Origin of the sequence: Paenibacillus sp. FJAT-27812, from assembly GCF_001273905.1 — a bacterium.
Lineage (GTDB): Bacteria > Bacillota > Bacilli > Paenibacillales > Paenibacillaceae > Pristimantibacillus.
Window position 1 is genome coordinate 2251723 of the sequence record NZ_LIGH01000001.1, and the last position, 18167, is coordinate 2269889.

Here is an 18167-nt window from a genome sequence, read left to right on the forward strand (position 1 = left end):
CGGAAGAGGGTGCAGGGATGGGCTATGTGCTTGTTGTGGACGATGATCCGCATATTCGGGAGCTTGTGTGCGTTATTTTGCAGAAGGAAGGATTAATCGTACAGGAGGCGCCGGATGGAAAATCGGCGCTTGCCCAGATGGAAGCCTTGCCTGCGGACATGGTCATTTTGGATATTATGATGCCGAACATGGACGGCTGGCAGCTATGCCAGGAGCTTCGCAAACATTATGACATTCCGCTGCTCATGCTGACAGCAAAGGGCGAGATGGGCGATAAGGTGAAGGGCTTCAATCTGGGAACGGACGATTATTTGGTGAAGCCGTTTGATCCAGCCGAGCTGACCGTTCGGGTGAAGGCGCTGCTCAAACGTTACCGGATCGCCGTTTCCCAGCAGGTGTCCGTGGCGGAGCTGATGCTGGATCGGCAGACGTTCGAAGTGAAGGTTCATGCGGATTATATGACGCTTCCTCCGAAGGAATTTGAGCTGCTGTTCATGCTCGTCAGCCATCTGGGCCGCACGCATACGCGGAATCAGCTGATCGAAGCGATTTGGGGGTATGATTTTGACGGCAACGAGAGGACGCTCGACGTGCATATTAACCGTTTAAGGGAGCGCTTCGAGACTTGGCAGGTTTCGATTAAGATCAGTACGATTCGCGGGCTCGGCTACCGGCTGGAGGCGCTCCAATGAAGCGGCATTTAACGAAATTTGAGATTGGGCTGCGATTCGTAGGCGCGCTGGCGATGATATTTGTAGTTAGCGGGCTCGCGTTCTCGCTGGCCTTCTGGCTCACAAAATGGTTTTATGCAAGGCATGACGTGATCTTGCCGGAGTACATCCTGCAGCTCATCAACTGGGGATTGGGCGTTTTCTTTCTGTTCGTGCTGATCGCAATCATTAATTTGCTGACTCGCCCGAAGCAGCGGGCGGTTTGGATCGAAATGATGGATGCGCTGAAGCGGATGGCCAAAGGCGATTTCAATATTATGCTCGACCGCGATAAGAAGTATCACGGCCAAATCGGAGACTTTATCCAATCGATTAACGATATGGCGCATGAGCTGAAGCAGGTGGAGATGCTTCGTCAGGAGTTTATCTCTAACGTATCGCATGAGATTCAGTCGCCGCTGACTTCGATTCGCGGTTTCGCGAGCACTTTGCAGCGCGAGGGCCTCAGCCCTGATGAGCAAAAGCATTATTTGTCGATTATCGAGAAGGAAACGACAAGGCTATCCAAAATCAGCGATAATCTGCTCAAGCTGACTACGCTTGAATCCGAGCAGCAGCAGGTTGATCCGAAGCGCTATCGCCTTGATACGCAGCTGGAGAACATCGTGCTGGCGTGCGAGCCGCAGTGGCTGGAGAAGGAGCTGGAGATGGAGCTCGAGCTGGAGGAGGCGGAGATCGTAGCGAATGAAGAGATGCTTAGCCAAGTTTGGGTCAATCTCATTCATAATGCGATCAAGTTTACGCCTGCCCGTGGCAATGTGAAGGTTGTGCTTAAGCGTACGGAAGATCAAATGAAGGTACAAGTTGCAGATACCGGCATTGGCATTGCACCGGAGGATCAGCTGCGGATGTTCGAGCGCTTCTACAAGGGCGATAAGCAGCGCACGCGGACGGCAGATGGCAGCGGGCTTGGGCTGTCTATCGTCAAAAAAATCGTCGAGCTGCATCATGGCGAGATTCAGGTACAGAGCAGCCTGCACAGCGGCTCTATGTTCGAGGTGACGCTGCCAGCCGTTTATATGTCAAAGTAAGCGATAACGCCTAAAGAAAAACCTTCCCCTCTTTTACCACAAATTACACCTCGCCGCTTTGTTTCAAAACGGTCATAAGAGGTTAATCATAGCTATATAACAGTACAGAGAGGGGCAATAAATATGGGACTTTTATGGACATTAATCGTTGGCGGTATAATTGGCTGGTTAGGCGGCTTGATTGCAGGCCGTGACATTCCGGGAGGTATCATCGGCAACATTATCGCCGGCTTCATCGGTGCTTGGCTGGGTACGCTTCTTTTGGGCTCGTGGGGTCCGACGATGGGCGGTTTTGCTTTAATCCCGGCAATTATTGGAGCAATTGTAGTCGTTCTTCTATTAAGCGCCATTATGCGCGGGGTAAGAAGAGCTTAGACAACAGCTTTACGCAATGTAAACTTGATAAAACCGTTGTCGAAGGTGTAACGTATACTTCGATAGCGGTTTTTCTGCGTTCAAAAGCTGAGATGAAAGAGGTCGAAAGAAATGCTTATAATCATTAGTCTCATCGCTGCTCTTGTCATTTTTGTTTACCTGATGCTGCGCTATTATCCTGCTCTTGGCGCAAGCCAGTCGAAGGAGCGCAGGCAGAAGCTTAGCCTCTCGAGGCAATATGCCAGCAAAAAGTTTATAAATCCGGTTCCTACGAAGATGGAGACAACGACAAGCGAGAAGCTGAAGATGCTTGTCCAGTTCGTAAAGGGAAATCCAAAGGCTAGACCGGGCAAGCCGGTTGTGATTGAGCCGCTTAGCGAGGTGTATTTCGGCAAGGAGCCGCAGCCCAAGCTGACGTGGTTCGGCCATTCCGCAGCGCTGCTTCAGCTGGAGGGCCATACGCTGCTGCTTGATCCCATGTTTGGCAGCGTCCCCTCTCCGTTTCCTCTGTTTGGCGGAAAAAGGTACAGCGACAAGCTGCCATTTGAAATCGAGCAGCTGCCCATGATCGATGCCGTGCTCATATCGCATGATCATTACGATCATCTGGATTATGGCTCTATCGTGAAGCTGAAGGACAAGGTGAAACGGTTTATCGTTCCGCTTGGCGTTGCCCCGCATTTGGTCAAATGGGGAGTCGACCCCGCAATAATAGATGAGCATGATTGGTGGGACGAGTTCTCGTATGGAGGACTGCAGCTGGCATGCACGCCAGCCAGACATTTCTCTGGAAGAAGCCTTACGGATCGCGATGCTACGCTTTGGTGCTCTTGGGTTATTCAAGGGCGCGCAACTAAAATCTTTTTTAGCGGCGACAGCGGTTATGGTCCTCACTTTAAGGATATCGGCGATAAATACGGCCCGTTTGATCTGACCTTGATGGAATGCGGTCAATACGATGAGCGCTGGGCTGCGATCCATATGATGCCCGAAGAGACGGTGCAAGCTCACTTGGACGTACGGGGGAAGGTTATGATTCCGATCCACTGGGGCGCTTTTACACTGGCGATGCATGATTGGACCGATCCGGTGGAACGTGCCATGAAGGCAGCCAAGGAACGTAATGCGCGCATTTCCACTCCAAAAATAGGCGAGACTGTGTTCATTCAGGCAGCGGCATATCCATCCTCGGCTTGGTGGCGCTAGAGCGTATCTATAAGAGAAGAACAGCCTGCCGGATGAAACCGGCAGGCTGTTCTTCTTGCCGCTTAGCAGCGTACGATTGTGGATCGCCGGTTGTCCCAGCGCCACAGCGGGCTATTGCCCTCAAGCAGCACGCCGCCGTACCATCCATGAATGCCGCTTATCTTTATCCAATCGGCATGACAACCAGCAACGTCAGCACCTAGACGGGTTAAGCCAACCTTTACATGCAAGAATGCTTGCGGCGAGTCATTTAGCGTTGGGATCTTTGCGTTGCCCTCCATTGTAATGAGCGGGTGAGAGCCTTGCGAGAGGCGCCGCAAGCATAGCCAATATTCGATATCGCCCATGCCCAGCGCATGAAGCTTGTCAGTCGTCTCTGAGAAGAGCTGCAGGGGCGTCTCGCTGCCGCTTAAGAGCAGCTCTAGCGTAGTTTGCTCCACGATGCCAAGGCCGTTCTGGGTTGAAGGGAAGCGTGCCAAATGGAGCTGCAGGGCATCATGCAGATAGGGAAGGGCCGACGTATCCTCTTGAAGCAGCTCAGCGATCGCCTCGGGAGACGAGGACGTATAGGCCTCCCATGCTTTTTTGCCAAGATGAAGCTGCTCCCTGCTTATTTCTTGCCAAGTGCCGATCAGGCCTGACAACTGCCCAGCGGGTAGCTGGCCGAGGCCATGAAAGATCGGAATGCCCGGGTATTGATTGATGCTTAACAGATGAAGCTTCGTATCGCCAAGGTCTTGCCCTGCAAGACTATGGAGCAAGCAGCAGAGCATCGTTTGATCGAACAGATCATGCTCGAACCACAGTACCACATCGTCGTATAGCTGGAGGTTTGCCAATCGTTTCTCTTGTTCTTCCGAGCCCTCGCGCCAAAGCTGCTGCGGAATGCCGAGCGCTTCCTCCAAATATTGTCCTCTTGCAGCACGATTAGCCGGCAGCTCAGGCTGCGCGAATACAGGACCTGCCGTATAGATTTCTCGCCAAACGAGAATATCCCCTAAAGCGCCGCTCTCCTTGAGCGTGGTGCCCACAGAATCACCGTTAACAATATGAAGCATCAACCCGCCTCCTTTATAGGTTGATTTTGGAGGAGAACAAGCCCGATTGCAACCGGTTTGCCATGAAACGAAGCAGGGCTGTCCTCAAAGGTCTATACAGACCCATTAGGACAGCCCCTGCTGTTATTATTTAATGCCTGATATCGCGTAGTTCTCGATAATATGCTTCTGGAAGAAGATGAAGATGATAATAATCGGCACGACCATAAAGGTAGAGCCAGCCATTTGCAGCGCATAGTTGCCGCCGTACTGTCCTTTCAGCAAGGACAAGCCCACCGAGAGGGTGTACAGCTTCTCGTCGTTGGCGATAATGAGCGGCCACAGGAAGCTGTTCCATCCGCCGATGAAAGCAAGAATGCCTTGTACCGCGAGAATAGGCTTCGAGATCGGAAGCACGATCTGCAGAAAGGTACGGAACTCGCTTGCACCGTCAAGACGGGTTGCTTCGAGCAGCTCGTCCGGTATGGTGGACATAAACTGACGGAACAGGAATATGCCGAACGCCCCGACCAGACCAGGAAGCACAACGCCGATCATCGTATTCGTGAGATGCATCTCGTTTAGAATCAGGTAGACCGGAATCATCGTAACCTGTCCCGGGATCATCATCGTAGCGAGCACGATGTAGAACAATTTGTTGCTGCCCTTGAATTTATATTTCGCAAAGCCGAATCCGGCCATCGCATTCAGGAACAAGCCGATAAAGGAGAAGAAGACGATAATTAGCGTGTTTTTCAAATAGACGCCAAAGTTCATATTCTCGAACAAATTTTCAAAGTTTTCCGTTGTAAAACGCTCAGGCAGCAGGGTAGGCGGGATATTTTGAATCTCGCCCTCCGGCTTGAAGGCAGAAAGGATCATCCATACGAAAGGAAGGATGACCAATACCCCGCCGACCGCGAGGCAAATGCCCAGTATCCACTTGAGCGCTTTTTCGCCGCTTGAGGCGCTTGACGCTTTTGTTTGCGAACTCATCCATTACACCTCCGTTAGATTATAGATCCGTTTCTTTGCTTTGGAATCTGAATTGAACAAGCGTGATAATAATGATTGCGATGAACAGAATAAACGATCCTGCTGCCGCATATCCGAAGTTGCTAAGCTGGAAGCCGTTTTGGTAAATGAACAGCGCCACGGAAGTCGTGCTGTCGAGCGGGCCGCCGTTTGTCATGATGAATGGCTCCTCGAAAAATTGCAGCCAGCCGATCATCGTCGTAATGGATACGAAGAAGATCGCGAAGCGAAGCATCGGAATCGTAATGTGGATAAGCTGCTTCCAAGTGCTAGCTCCATCCAGTTGCGCTGCCTCGTAGTAAGACTTCGGAATGCCTTGGAGAGCAGCGATAAAGATGATCATATTTAGACCGATCCCTCTCCATACCGCCATCAGAATAAGTGATATCTTGGCCATAATCGGATCTTGCAGCCAAGGAACGGTAGGCAGATTGATCGAATCGAGTACATAGTTGAGTAGACCAAAAGCAGGGTTGTAGAGAAAGCCCCATACGACCGCAACGGCAACCACGTTCGTAACCGACGGCATGTAATAGACAACACGGAACAATTTAAATGCACGGTTCGCGCCAAAATTAATCATGATCGCAATAGCTAGCGAACATAGGATAACGAGGGGAACCCCGATAATCACGTAAAACAACGTATTCAATATGGCTTTTACAAAAATAGGATCGGCCAGCACTTCTACATAGTTTTTGAATCCGACGAATGAAATATTGGACCAGTCTGCGAGGCCCGCCAAGTCCATATTCGTAAAGCTTATTATCAAGGCTACTAGGATCGGCAACAATGAGAATAAGGTAAGTAAAATAAGCGTTGGAGCGATAAAGAAATACGGTGCCTTGCTCTGAGAGATCCCTTTCATATACGACCCTTCCTTTGCTATGAGCGCCTGGCTTCATCCATTCCTAATGGAGCCGGCAGCGAATCCGTTTCAGAAGCGCTGCCGGCAGGGGCGATCATTATTTATTCAGTATTTGCTCAGCCTTTGTATTGAAGTTATCCAGTTCTTTCTTCACGTCTGAATTACCGCGGTAAATCTTCTCGAACGTAGATAGAACGTTTTGAGCAATTTCTTCCCAAGGTTTAATCATCGGCATTGGCTCCGAGTTATTCATTTGCTCGCCAATCACTTTCAAGTTAGGGTCAGAAGTCAAAGCTTCGTTTTCCCAAGCTTTTTTCGTGGAAGGAAGGGAGTTCGACAATTCCAGCCATTTCAGCTGCGTTTCAGGCTTGCTCATGTAAGCTAGGAATTTCAAAGATTCTTCTTTGTGCTCGGTATATTGGAATACGGATAGGTTAGAGCCGCCAAGCGAAGAAAGGTTGTTTTCTTTCTTAGGAAGCACGGCTGTAGCCCATTTGCCTTTAAGCTCAGGCGCTTGGTCGTTGATCAATTTAATCATCCAAGGACCGCTAATGAACATTGGCAGAATGCCATCGCCCTTAAACGCAGGGATGATGTCCATGCCAAGATCGATTGGAGCAGAACCGTCTTTAAAGAAGCTGTTCAAATAGTCGACGGTTTCAACAAACTCTGGTTGGTTGAACAACGGCTTGTTGTTCTCGATAAGCTTCGAGCCGTTTTGACGCGCGAACATGAATAGAAGCGATTGCTCTTTCACATCAAGGCTGATGCCGTATTTGTTTTTGCCGCGAGCTTTAAGCTTCGTTGCTGCATCCTTCAGCTCGTCCCATGTTTGTGGAGCCTGATCATAGCCAGCATCCTTCAACAGGTCTGTACGGTAGTAAAGAACGCGGGTATCGATATACCAAGGCACGCCGACAGTCGCATTGTCATATTTAGTCGTTGTAATTGATCCGGGATAGAAGTTCTCTTCAGCCAGCTCAGGGTATTGCTCAATGTAAGGAGTCAGGTCCATAAGCGCTTTAGCAGAGCCGAATTCAGGAATCCATGTCGTACCCATTTGCAGGACATCCGGGCCTTTTTTGGAAGCGACAGCCGTTAGCAGCTTATCATGCGCCGTATCCCAAGGAAGCGCCTGTACATTGACTTTAATGTTAGGGTTCTCACTTTCGAATTGCTCAGCAATTTTTGGCAAGGCCTTGGCTTCTTCACCCATGCCCCATACATTGATCGTAACTTTGCCTTCTGCTTTATCCGTGTTATTGCCGCCGCAAGCAGTGAGCGCTCCAACAAGCAGCACGGAGCTGGTTAGTACGGTTACCGACTTCTTAAACATAAAATATTCCTCCCGTGTAAATGATTCTAGTTAGTACTATGCAGTGAATAAGTGCAAGTTATGCACAAGGGTGGTTGCCGATTTCAGCGACAATGCTGAATCTGACAAGCAAGATGCTGCACACATCTTCTGAAGCAAAAACGTTCGCCACATGTATATATGATTTCTTTTTGAATGTGGTGAAACGTTTCTATTGACAAAATAAATCCCCATGTAAAACTCTTAAAGCCGATTGCCACACTTATTCGAAACGTTTCGACATCATTATAGATCAAACTGAAATCGTATTCAAGCCTTTTTTATTGAACGAAAATAGGCGGTTATTGGTAATATAAACGTTTCTATCCTATTTGAAACAGTCATTGACGACTCTTTTTGAATTGTTTATAATCCAAACTAGGAGTCAATAGAAACGTTTCGATTGCATAAAACATAGGGTAATAAATAGAGTTGTGTTGTAAAGATAGACAGACCTGCAAACATTAACGATAAGCATGATGGATCTGATCGGCTACAACGAGGGAGGAACACGGATATGAAAAAGCAACCCGCTGAGCTTCTAAAGCTCATGACGCTTGAAGAGAAGATCGGCCAACTGCTTCAGCTGGCAGCGCCTTTCTTTCAAGGTGCGGATGGTCAAATAACCGGACCGATGGCGGAGATGGGCATAACGGAGGAAACGGTGCGCAATACGGGCTCGGTGCTCGGCTTAACAGGCGCGAGTGATGTCATTAACGTCCAGAAGCAGCATTTGGAGACCAATCGCCTAGGGATACCTCTATTAGTAATGGCCGATATCGTCCACGGCTACAAAACGATTTTTCCCGTGCCGCTGGCGATAGGCTGCTCATGGGACTTGGAGCTGGCAGAGCAAAGCGCTGAGATTGCTGCCAAGGAAGCAGCGGCGGCCGGCGTACACGTTACGTTCGCGCCTATGGTCGATCTTGTGCGTGACCCTAGATGGGGCAGAGTGATGGAATCGACAGGCGAAGATCCTTATTTGAACAGCGAGTTCGCGAGAGCGTTCGTAAGAGGCTTCCAAGGGAAGGACCTCGCGAATGACATCAGCCGCGTCGCTGCTTGCGTGAAACACTTTGCCGCATATGGAGCTGCGGAGGGCGGACGCGACTATAATACGGTCGATTTATCGGAACGTCAGCTTCGCGAGTTTTATTTGCCTTCCTATAAAGCAGCGCTTGATGAAGGCTGCGAGATGGTCATGACGGCATTCAATACGGTAGACGGCATTCCCGCTACGGGGAACAAATGGTTAATGCGTGATCTGCTTCGCGGCGAATGGGGCTTTGACGGCGTCATGATCTCCGACTGGGGCGCGGTAAAAGAGCTTATCCCGCACGGCGTTGCGGCAGATGAGGCAGAAGCGGCGATGAAAGCGATCAAAGCGGGCGTGGACATCGAGATGATGACGACCTGTTACGCCGACCATTTGCAGCACCTTATCGAGGCGAATGAGATTGACATTGCGCTGATTGATGAAGCGGTGCTGCGTATTCTAGAGCTTAAACAAAAGCTTGGCTTGTTCGAACGGCCATACCGCGGGGCGAATGCGGAGCTTGAGCAGGAAATCGTAGGCTCGGCAGCCCATCGTGAAGCTTCGCGGGAGCTGGCGCTTAAATCATGCGTTCTCTTAAAAAACGACGGTGTTCTGCCGCTTGGACGTGAACAGAAAATAGCGTTAATCGGCCCATTTGCGGCTAACGGCGATATTCTTGGTCCTTGGTCTTGGCTTGGCTCCAAGGACGAGGCAATTCAGCTGGCTGCGGGCATCGGCGGCAAGGTAGATGCGTCCCTGCTTTCTGTGGTCGAAGGCTGCGGCATTGAAGCCGCGACGGACGAGCAGATGCAGGCGGCGCTTGCGGCGGCGAGCGAAGCGGATATCCTTGTGCTGGCGCTGGGCGAGCATTCCGACATGAGCGGCGAAGCGGGCAGCAGATCCAATATCCAGCTGCCGCAGGTGCAGCTGGAGCTGGTTGCCAAGCTGAAGCAGCTTGGCAAGCCGATGGTCGCTGTCTTGTTTAACGGGCGGCCGCTTGATTTGCACGGCGTTATTGATCAAGCCGACGCGGTGCTGGAAGCTTGGTTCCCGGGAACAGAAGGCGGCGCAGCCATTGCGGATTTGCTGTTCGGCGATGCTGAGCCTACGGGAAGACTGACGATGTCATTTCCTTATTCGGTAGGCCAAGTGCCTGTTTATTATAATCGCTTCAATACCGGACGCCCGCAAGGCGCACCGGATGCCCAGGTAAGATACGTATCGCAATATTTGGACATTCCGAATGAACCGCTGCTGCCGTTTGGCTACGGGCTTGGATACACGACCTTTGCCTACACGGGTGCGGAGTTGTCAGCGGATAAGCTGAGTGCTTCGGAGCCGCTCCATGTAAAAATAACCGTAACGAACAATGGCGCTCGCGCAGGCGAGGATATCGTGCAGCTGTATGTGCGAGATATGGCGGGCGATGTCGTTCGTCCGCTGCAGGAGCTGAAGGCATTCCGCAAGGTGATGCTGCAGCCGGGTGAGAGCAAGGAAATCTCCTTCGCGCTGGAGGAACAACAGCTGCGTTATTATCATGCTGATCTTACCTTTGCCAGCGACCCTGGCGACTTTGAACTTTATATCGGGCCTAATAGCCGGGATGTAACGGCGCTCAAATTCAAATTAAGCAAGTAGAAAGGCAGTGATAAGAATGAAAGCTGTAATCGATGCGTCCAAAGCGATGGATGCCGTGCAAATCAAGGCGGGAGAGCTGACGTTTGACTTTCTAAGCAGCGGAGATCTTGCAAAAGCCGTTCATCAAGGAACGATGCTGAATCAAGTGGTGGCAAGCTCGGTTGATGGATCGCTTAATAACCTTTATATGCGTAAACATGATGCGGAAGGGATTTCTTACGAGCCGCTCCTCGGTATTCGTTCATCCAGCCGCATGTCGGCAGCGGGCGGACGTTTATTATGGGAGGGAACTGCGTTTGGCGGTATCTCCTACCGTGTTCTTTTCACCGCGACAAAACAGGGCATCTGGTTTTGGGATGTAACCGTAGATTCGAATGGAAGCGAAGCGAAGATCGACATCATCTACGGGCAAGACATCGGACTTGCCGATATCGGCGCGGTACGGACTAACGAGGCATATATGTCGCAGTATGTCGACCATAAGGCGTTCAAAGACGAGAAGCAAGGTTATGTGCTTTGCTTCCGTCAGAATCAGCCGATGCAGGGCGGCGCGTTCCCATATATGCAGCATGGCTCCCTTACGGGTTCGGCTGGCTATTCGACGGACGGCTTCCAGTTCTTCGGCCTCAGCTATAAGGAAACGGATGTGCCGGAAGCGCTTGGCAAGCCTGCTCTTGCGAATGAAGTATACCAATACGAATTCGGATATGCGGCGCTGCAATCGCAGCTTACCCTGCTAGAGGGTGAAGCGCGTTTCGTATTTTACGGCTTGTTCAAGCCCAATCATCCTTCCGAAGTCGATGCATTAGAGTTTGGTGCGGAGGTTCAGCAGGCTTGGGAAGAAAGTGAGCGCTCGAGGGAGGCTGATCTAGCATCGGCAACTGAGCCGGCAGCGAAAGTTGAAGTTGCAGCTGCAATCGGTTCGCCATTATCTGCTACAGCTATGACTGAGGCGGAGATTATCGCTTACTTCCCTTTCCGGCATCAGGAAGAATGGCAAGGCGGCAAGCTGCTCTCCTTCTTCACCGATAGCCATGAGCATGTCGTGCTGAAGGAAAAAGAAATGCTTGTTGAACGTCCGCATGGCCATATTCTCATGTCCGGCGGCAATGACAAGATGACTGAGAACGTCATGACAACCACTTCATATATGTATGGGATTTTCAACTCGCAGCTGCTAGCAGGCAATACGAACTTCCACAAGCTGTTCACGAATGCACGCAGCGCTTTGAATACGCTCAAGACGTCGGGCCAGCGCATTTACGTGGAATTGGACGGCAAGTATCGCCTGCTTACGATGCCATCGATGTTCGAGATCGGCTTCAACTATGCCCGTTGGTATTACAAAATGGCAGATGACACGATTATTATTACGAATTACACGACAGTCGATACGCCGGAAGTGCGGCTCCACCTGCGTTCGGTTAACGGGAAAGCTTATCGCTTCCTCGTGACGAACCAAGTGTCGATGAACAACAATGAATATGAGCTCCCATTCCATATGGAGCAAGCGGATGGCGTGCTTACGTTTAAGGCAGACCGTCAATCGATGAGCACATCCGTCTTCCCTGATCTGCAATACCGGATGACGGTAGACGGGGCGGATATGACAGCAGGCGATGAAAGCTTGCTTATCAGCGGCGTTAAGCCTGGTGCAGCATCGCTAGTTGTGCTTCAGCTTGGCGACAGCGCAGAGTGGACGATTACGATGCAGGGATTGTTGCATGGTGAGGATCTGCCGATCGTAGAACGGAAATCGGAGCTGGAAATCGAGCGTTACCGTGAATTTTTCCGTCATGTCATGAATGGCTTCCAGCTTTCCAAAGAGGGTGCCGAAGAGTCTTCAGCCGAGCTGGACAAAGTAAACGCGCTGGCATGGTGGTACACGCACAATATGCTCGTCCATTATTCCGTCCCTCACGGATTGGAGCAATACGGCGGCGCGGCATGGGGAACGCGCGATGTTTGCCAGGGCCCAACGGAATACTTCATGGCGATGCGCAAATATGAGCAGGTTGCGGAAATTCTCAAAACGGTCTATTCGCATCAATATGAAGATGACGGCAACTGGCCGCAATGGTTCATGTTCGACCGTTACTTCCGCATTCAGCAGGAAGAGAGCCATGGCGATATTATTGTTTGGCCTCTGAAGGTGCTGGGCGATTACCTTGCCGCAACGAAGGATTACAGCATTTTGCAGGAGCGCGTACCATACACGGTTCGCCATAAGGGTGATTTCACGACGGAATCGGCGACGCTGCTCGAGCATGCGCTGAAGGAAATCGCTTATATGAAGGATCACTTCCTGCACGATACGCATTTGTCTTCGTATGGCGACGGCGATTGGGACGATACGCTTCAACCGGCGAATGCGCAGCTGAAGCAATATATGATCAGCAGCTGGACGGTAGCGCTGACGTATCAGGTGATTGCGCAGTTTGGACGCGTAATGGAAGCCGTTGATGCGGTGCAGGCAGCCGAGCTTACACAGCTGGCATCTGCGATCAAAGAGGATTTCAACCGATACATGCTTCAGCAGGACGTTATTCCGGGCTTCGTTTACATGGAAGAGCCGGGGGATGCGAAGCTGATGCTTCACCCTACGGATACGACTACAGGCATTCATTACCGTCTGCTCCCAATGACGCGCAGCATGATCAGCGAGCTGCTTACAGAAGAGCAAGCGGCTGAGCATTACCGCATTATTAAAGAACAGCTGTATTGCCCGGACGGCGTGCGGCTGATGGATCGTCCTGCGCAGTATGCAGGCGGCGTAAGCACGAACTTCAAGCGGGCGGAGCAGGCGGCAAACTTCGGTCGTGAGGTTGGATTGCAATACGTACATGCCCATATCCGCTACGTAGAGGCGATGGCGAAGCTTGGCAAGACGGATGAAGTATGGCAAGGACTGCTCATGATTAATCCAGTTGGCCTTAGCGAAGTCGTTCCAAATGCAGAGCTGCGCCAGAGCAACTCGTATTTCAGCAGCTCTGACGGCAAGTTCAATAACCGTTATGAAGCGCAGGATCGCTTCGGGGAATTACGTGACGGCACGGTGCCGGTTAAAGGCGGCTGGCGGATTTATTCAAGCGGCCCCGGCATTTATATGAATCAGTTGATTTCCAACGCACTCGGCATTCGCCAGTTAGAGGGCGAGCTGGTCATCGATCCGATTCTGCCGTCCAAGCTTGACGGCATGTTATTCGACTTTATGTGGAATGGCTTGCCGATCACCTTCGTCTACCGGCTAAGCGATGCGAAGCAGGTAACAAAAGTGACAATTAACGGCAAGGATACGCCGCTTAAGCACTCGGCTAACCGCTATCGTACAGGGGGCGTTCAAATCTCCGAGGAGCTATTGAAAGCAAGCCTGAATACGGAATCCAACCGGATAGAAATTTTTATGTAAGAAGCTGACTGGCGGTATCCAAGTACCGCCAGTCTTTGTGATATAGTGAAGGAACAATGATAGATAGGAGCGAGTGCTGTGGTTAGTATTAAGGATATCGCTAAACAAGCGGGGGTCTCGATCTCGACGGTATCTTACGCGCTTAACGGCAGCCCCAAGGTGACGGACGAGACGACTGCAAGAATACTTGCAATCGCCAAGGAATTGGATTATGTCCCGAACGCTGCTGCAAGATCGCTCAAGACGAGAGAAACGAAAATTATCGGTGTCTTTCTTACCGACTTCAGCGGAGCGTTCTATGGCGATCTCCTGCAAGGAACGAAGGAGATTCTGACGCAAAAGGGCTACGACCTCATTGTATGCAGCGGCAAGCAATCCCATCGGATGCTGCCTGAGCGAATGATCGACGGTGCCATTATACTGGACGAGACATTCGGCAGCGAAGAGCTGATGAGCTACGCGGATCGCGGGCATAAGCTCGTTGTGCTGGACCGAGAGCTTTTGCATCCGAACATCAATCAGGTGCTGCTCGACAATAAGGCGGGAGCAAGGCTTGCGGCGGAATATCTAATCGAGCAAGGCCATCGGACGCTCTATGCGGTAACAGGACCTAGCGGCTCGTATGATTCGAAGCAGCGGCTGCAGGCGGTTACGCAAGCAGCGGAGCGGACAGCGGGCGTTAAGCTTACCGTCATTGAGGGCGACTTCAATAAGTCGGCAGGCGAACGGGCAGCGGCGCGAATTATGGCAGATAGCAGCGGCGGCTCCGTCTCTGCGGCTGTATTTTGCTTCAATGATGAAATGGCGATTGGCATGTTTAATTATTTGGCGGCGAATCATCCGGACATCCGGATTGGCGAGCATATTCATATCGTAGGGTTTGATAACATGGAGCTGGCTTCTTATACGCAGCCGCGCCTATCCACGATTGATTATTCGAAGCGCAAATGGGGCGCTCTTGCTGCCGAGCAGCTCATTAAGCTTATAAGCGGAGATGCCGTGGAGCATGAACGGATATATGTGACGCTAATCAAAGGAAATTCAGTCAGAGCGGTTAAGTAAAAACATGACGGCAGGAAGGAAAGGAACGGAACGGAGAGGGGAGGCTGTCCCACAGCCTTATCATCGTTTCTTTCGTCCGCCGTTCAAGTGCGAATCATAAGAATGCTAAGCCTCCAACTACACTTTCAAGGTGTGGTTGGAGGCTTTTTCAATTGATGTTGAGACCGTCTTATTCCGTATCTCGGTTTTGTGCCAGACACTTTTTTAATGTTTGTTGAAATGAATGGATACCCATGGTTGATCAGTCCGAACGTGGAAGATCTTCTTCTTTCTAATGAATCTCAGCACATGAATGTGTAATGAGAGGACTGTAGTTCCGTTATTTTTGCATTTTGACTATTTAGGCGTATTAGGTGGACAGGAGATCCGTTATCTCCATTTAAACGAGGTTAATATTAGTTTTTTTAAGTGAATAGCGGAACCTGAGTCCGCAAACGCCACAATAATCGTTGAAATAGCAAAATAACGGATTCTCTGTCCGCTTATGCTCTCATATACACCACCGCCCTCGTGCCTGATTAGTTTCATGTACAGCTTTTCTCTGATTCAGATCATTGGTTTTCGCACGCAGCCATTTTTGATGTCCGAGCTTCATTATTCAACCCGTTGTAATCCATGCTTGCTAAAAAACTTCAGAAAAGCAGTTGACAACTGTTTTAAATTGAGTTATCTTTAATTCAAGATAATTAACTTAAAGATAAATGCAGCGCAGAAGGGAGTGATAATCATGACAAACGAAAACCAAAACCAAAAACAAAATGATTCATTAGATCTCTTCATCGCGCTGTCTAGAGCGACCCAATGGGTGAATGCGCATGCGGATCGCGATATACGCAAAAACGGCTTGAACCGGACGGAATTTGGCGTTCTTGAGCTGCTGTATCATAGAGGGCCGCAGCCCTTGCAGCAGATTGGCGAGAAGGTGCTGATGAGCAGCGGCAACATTACCTATGTGGTCGATAAGCTGGAGAAGAAGCAGGCGGTGCGCCGAAGAGCCTCAACCGAGGACAGACGCCTTATCTACGCCGAGCTGACCGACCAGGGCAAGCAGTTCGTGGAGGAAGTGTTCCCCGGCCATCAAGCAACGATTGAGCAAGCAGTGAACGGGCTTACGCCAGAAGAGAAGCAGGTGGCAAGCAAGCTGCTTAAGAAGCTTGGCAAGTTTGCGCAGGAGAATTACAAGTAGCTGGGTTGTTTCCTGAAATGAGCGGCGGAAGTTTGCTGATCAAAGCGAAACGGAGTTTAACAGCTATGGCGGCAGCAGCCGTTCGCGCTTGCCCCATATCTTAAATTAGAGATTCTTTAAATCACGATAAAAACAAAAAATAATTGGAGGAATTAAAATGAGTTTGGCATTAGGATTGTTGGTTGTTCGTGTGGTCGTAGGTTTGTTGTTTGTAGGGCATGGCGCGCAGAAGCTGTTCGGATGGTTTGGCGGTTACGGTCCAAAAGGAACGGGCGGCTGGATGGAGTCGATCGGTATTAAGCCGGGAGTAGCGATGGCCGTCGCCGCCGGCCTTATGGAGCTGGTTGGCGGACTGTTATTTGCAGCAGGGCTGCTTACGCCGCTTGCCGCAGCGCTTATCGTGCTTGCGATGCTGGGCGCTATCGTGAAGGTTCATGGTCAGAACGGGCTTTGGGCGACTGCTAACGGTTATGAATATAATCTGGTCTTAGTAGCCATTGCTATAGGTATTGCTTTAACAGGCGCCGGCGACTATTCGATTGATGCGCTTATCCGTTAATCTGTGATTGGGTTAGTTACAATACTTTTTAAATTAATATAAAATAGGGAGAGTGGACGATATGACAACGCAAACAGCTGGAATTCACCATATAACTGCTTTTGTTAGAAACCCTCAGGTTACGGCAGATTTTTATGCAGGGGTGCTTGGCCTGCGCTTGATTAAGAAGACGATTAACTTTGATGCCCCTGAGGTTTATCATCTGTACTTTGGCAATGAAATCGGAAGCCCGGGCACGATCATTACGTTTTTCCCATGGGCAAACTCTCGCAAAGGCAAAATTGGCGGCGGCCAAGTCGGCTACACGACCTATGTCGTACCTGCTGATGCGTTTGATTTCTGGAAGGAGCGGCTGGCAAAGCTGAACGTAGATGCCGTACAAACGTCGAGATTCGGCGAGCAGTATTTGCAATTCGTTGATCCAGATGGCTTAAAGCTCGAAATCGTTGCCCGTGAGGAAGGAGCGCTAAGCAAATGGACGTTCGGCGGCGTTCCGGCGGATAAAGCAATTAAAGGGTTCGGCGGCGCGATTCTGTACAGCACCGCTCCAGCCCAAACCGCTGAGCTTCTCGTAAACGTGATGGGGCTTGTGAAAGTTGGAGAAGAGGGCGGTTACGCCCGCTTTAAAGCAACGGGAGATCTGGGCAACCTGATCGACGTTAATGTGGAGAGCATGGAGCAGGGCCATGGCGGCGCCGGCACCGTCCACCATATTGCGTGGCGGGCGAAAGACGACGCGGAACATGCGCTTTGGAGAAGCCATGTCGAGAGCAACGGCTTTGAGCCTACGCCGATCGTCGATCGCCAATATTTTAACGCGATCTACTTCCGTGAAGCAGGCGGCATTTTATTCGAGATTGCAACGGATCCTCCGGGCTTTGCCCGCGATGAAGAGCCTGCTCATCTCGGCGAGAAGCTGATGCTTCCAGCATGGTATGAAGAGCACCGTACGCAAATTGAACAATTATTGACGCCATTTGATATAAGGGTATTGGAGGAGGATAAATAATGAAACATATCTTTAAACAAGGAACCGATCCATCCGCGCCCGTATTGCTGCTTCTGCATGGCACGGGAGGAACCGAGCGGGATTTGCTCCCGCTCGCGGACCTCATATCGCCGGATTCATCTGTGCTTAGCGTAAGAGGGAATGTGCTGGAGAATGGCATGCCGCGTTATTTCCGAAGACTAGCCGAAGGCGTCTTTGATCTTGAGGATTTGGTGTTCCGGACGAAGGAGCTGAATGATTTTCTAGACAACGCGGCAGCCGAGTACAGCTTCGACCGCAGCAACATCGTAGCGATCGGCTATTCCAATGGCGCCAATATTGCAGGAAGCTTGCTGTTCCATTATGAAGGAACGCTGCGCGGTGCGATTTTGCATCATCCGATGGTGCCGATCCGCGGCTTGGAATTGCCAAGCCTGGCTCTTGCGCCTATTTTCATCGGCGCAGGCTCCAATGATCCGCTTTGCACGCCGCAGGAGACAGAAGAGCTGGATCGCATGCTGCAAGCGGCAGGGGCGTCCGTGACCGTTCACTGGGAGCAGCATGGGCATCAGTTGACTAGCTCAGAGGTAGCAGCCGCTGCCGCTTGGTATAAGGAAACGTTCAAGGTCTAATAGAAGCAAGCGGATATAAG

15 protein-coding genes are annotated in these 18167 nt (G+C 50.7%); 11 read left to right on the forward strand and 4 right to left on the reverse strand.

Annotation, left to right across the window (positions count from 1 at the left end):
- Positions 1-17 precede the first annotated feature (17 nt).
- The 4 genes from ADU23_RS09710 (at position 18) to ADU23_RS09725 (ending at position 3343) form a co-directional block, all read left to right on the forward strand.
- A complete protein-coding gene (locus ADU23_RS09710; RefSeq protein WP_053373557.1) occupies positions 18-692 on the forward strand; it encodes a response regulator transcription factor in 675 nt (224 codons plus the stop codon).
- A complete protein-coding gene (locus tag ADU23_RS09715; protein WP_053373558.1) occupies positions 689-1762 on the forward strand; it encodes a sensor histidine kinase in 1074 nt (357 codons plus the stop codon). Before ADU23_RS09710 ends, ADU23_RS09715 begins: the two co-directional genes overlap by 4 nt.
- A gap of 123 nt (positions 1763-1885) precedes the next feature.
- A complete protein-coding gene (locus ADU23_RS09720) occupies positions 1886-2137 on the forward strand; it encodes a GlsB/YeaQ/YmgE family stress response membrane protein (protein ID WP_053373559.1) in 252 nt (83 codons plus the stop codon).
- A 276-nt stretch (positions 2138-2413) separates the two neighbouring features.
- Entirely contained in the window at positions 2414-3343 is a 930-nt protein-coding gene (locus ADU23_RS09725) for an MBL fold metallo-hydrolase (RefSeq protein WP_053377554.1), read from the forward strand.
- 62 nt (positions 3344-3405) lie between these two features.
- Here ADU23_RS09725 and ADU23_RS09730 read toward each other — a convergent pair whose 3' ends face one another.
- From ADU23_RS09730 to ADU23_RS09745, 4 genes are all read right to left on the reverse strand, one after another.
- The gene (locus ADU23_RS09730) at positions 3406-4401 is read right to left on the reverse strand and encodes a DUF1835 domain-containing protein (protein WP_053373560.1); all 996 of its coding nucleotides are present in this window, start codon (positions 4399-4401) and stop codon (positions 3406-3408) included.
- 126 nt (positions 4402-4527) lie between these two features.
- On the reverse strand, positions 4528-5376 hold the full coding sequence (locus ADU23_RS09735; RefSeq protein WP_053373561.1) for a carbohydrate ABC transporter permease: 849 nt from the start codon (positions 5374-5376) through the stop codon (positions 4528-4530).
- 19 nt (positions 5377-5395) lie between these two features.
- Complete coding sequence (locus ADU23_RS09740) at positions 5396-6283, reverse strand: carbohydrate ABC transporter permease (protein ID WP_053373562.1); 888 nt, start codon at positions 6281-6283, stop codon at positions 5396-5398.
- 97 nt (positions 6284-6380) lie between these two features.
- Complete coding sequence (locus ADU23_RS09745) at positions 6381-7619, reverse strand: sugar ABC transporter substrate-binding protein (protein ID WP_053373563.1); 1239 nt, start codon at positions 7617-7619, stop codon at positions 6381-6383.
- Between the two features lie 535 nt (positions 7620-8154).
- Here ADU23_RS09745 and ADU23_RS09750 point away from each other — a divergent pair.
- The 7 genes from ADU23_RS09750 (at position 8155) to ADU23_RS09780 (ending at position 18147) form a co-directional block, all read left to right on the forward strand.
- Entirely contained in the window at positions 8155-10311 is a 2157-nt protein-coding gene (locus ADU23_RS09750) for a glycoside hydrolase family 3 N-terminal domain-containing protein (protein WP_053373564.1), read from the forward strand.
- 16 nt (positions 10312-10327) lie between these two features.
- Positions 10328-13720 carry a GH36-type glycosyl hydrolase domain-containing protein gene (locus ADU23_RS09755; protein WP_053373565.1) on the forward strand — a complete coding sequence of 1131 codons (3393 nt, stop codon included), beginning with the start codon at positions 10328-10330 and terminating at the stop codon, positions 13718-13720.
- A 78-nt stretch (positions 13721-13798) separates the two neighbouring features.
- Positions 13799-14782 carry a LacI family DNA-binding transcriptional regulator gene (locus ADU23_RS09760; RefSeq protein WP_053373566.1) on the forward strand — a complete coding sequence of 328 codons (984 nt, stop codon included), beginning with the start codon at positions 13799-13801 and terminating at the stop codon, positions 14780-14782.
- 727 nt (positions 14783-15509) lie between these two features.
- Entirely contained in the window at positions 15510-15968 is a 459-nt protein-coding gene (locus ADU23_RS09765) for a MarR family winged helix-turn-helix transcriptional regulator (RefSeq protein ID WP_053373567.1), read from the forward strand.
- A gap of 157 nt (positions 15969-16125) precedes the next feature.
- Positions 16126-16527 carry a DoxX family protein gene (locus ADU23_RS09770; RefSeq protein WP_053373568.1) on the forward strand — a complete coding sequence of 134 codons (402 nt, stop codon included), beginning with the start codon at positions 16126-16128 and terminating at the stop codon, positions 16525-16527.
- A gap of 61 nt (positions 16528-16588) precedes the next feature.
- Positions 16589-17536 (forward strand): ring-cleaving dioxygenase, encoded by a 948-nt coding sequence (locus ADU23_RS09775; protein ID WP_053373569.1) that lies wholly within the window; start codon positions 16589-16591, stop codon positions 17534-17536.
- Positions 17536-18147, forward strand: coding sequence for an alpha/beta hydrolase (locus tag ADU23_RS09780; RefSeq protein ID WP_053373570.1), 612 nt, complete (start codon positions 17536-17538; stop codon positions 18145-18147). The genes ADU23_RS09775 and ADU23_RS09780 overlap by 1 nt, the downstream gene beginning before the upstream one ends.
- The last annotated feature ends 20 nt before the right edge of the window (positions 18148-18167 follow it).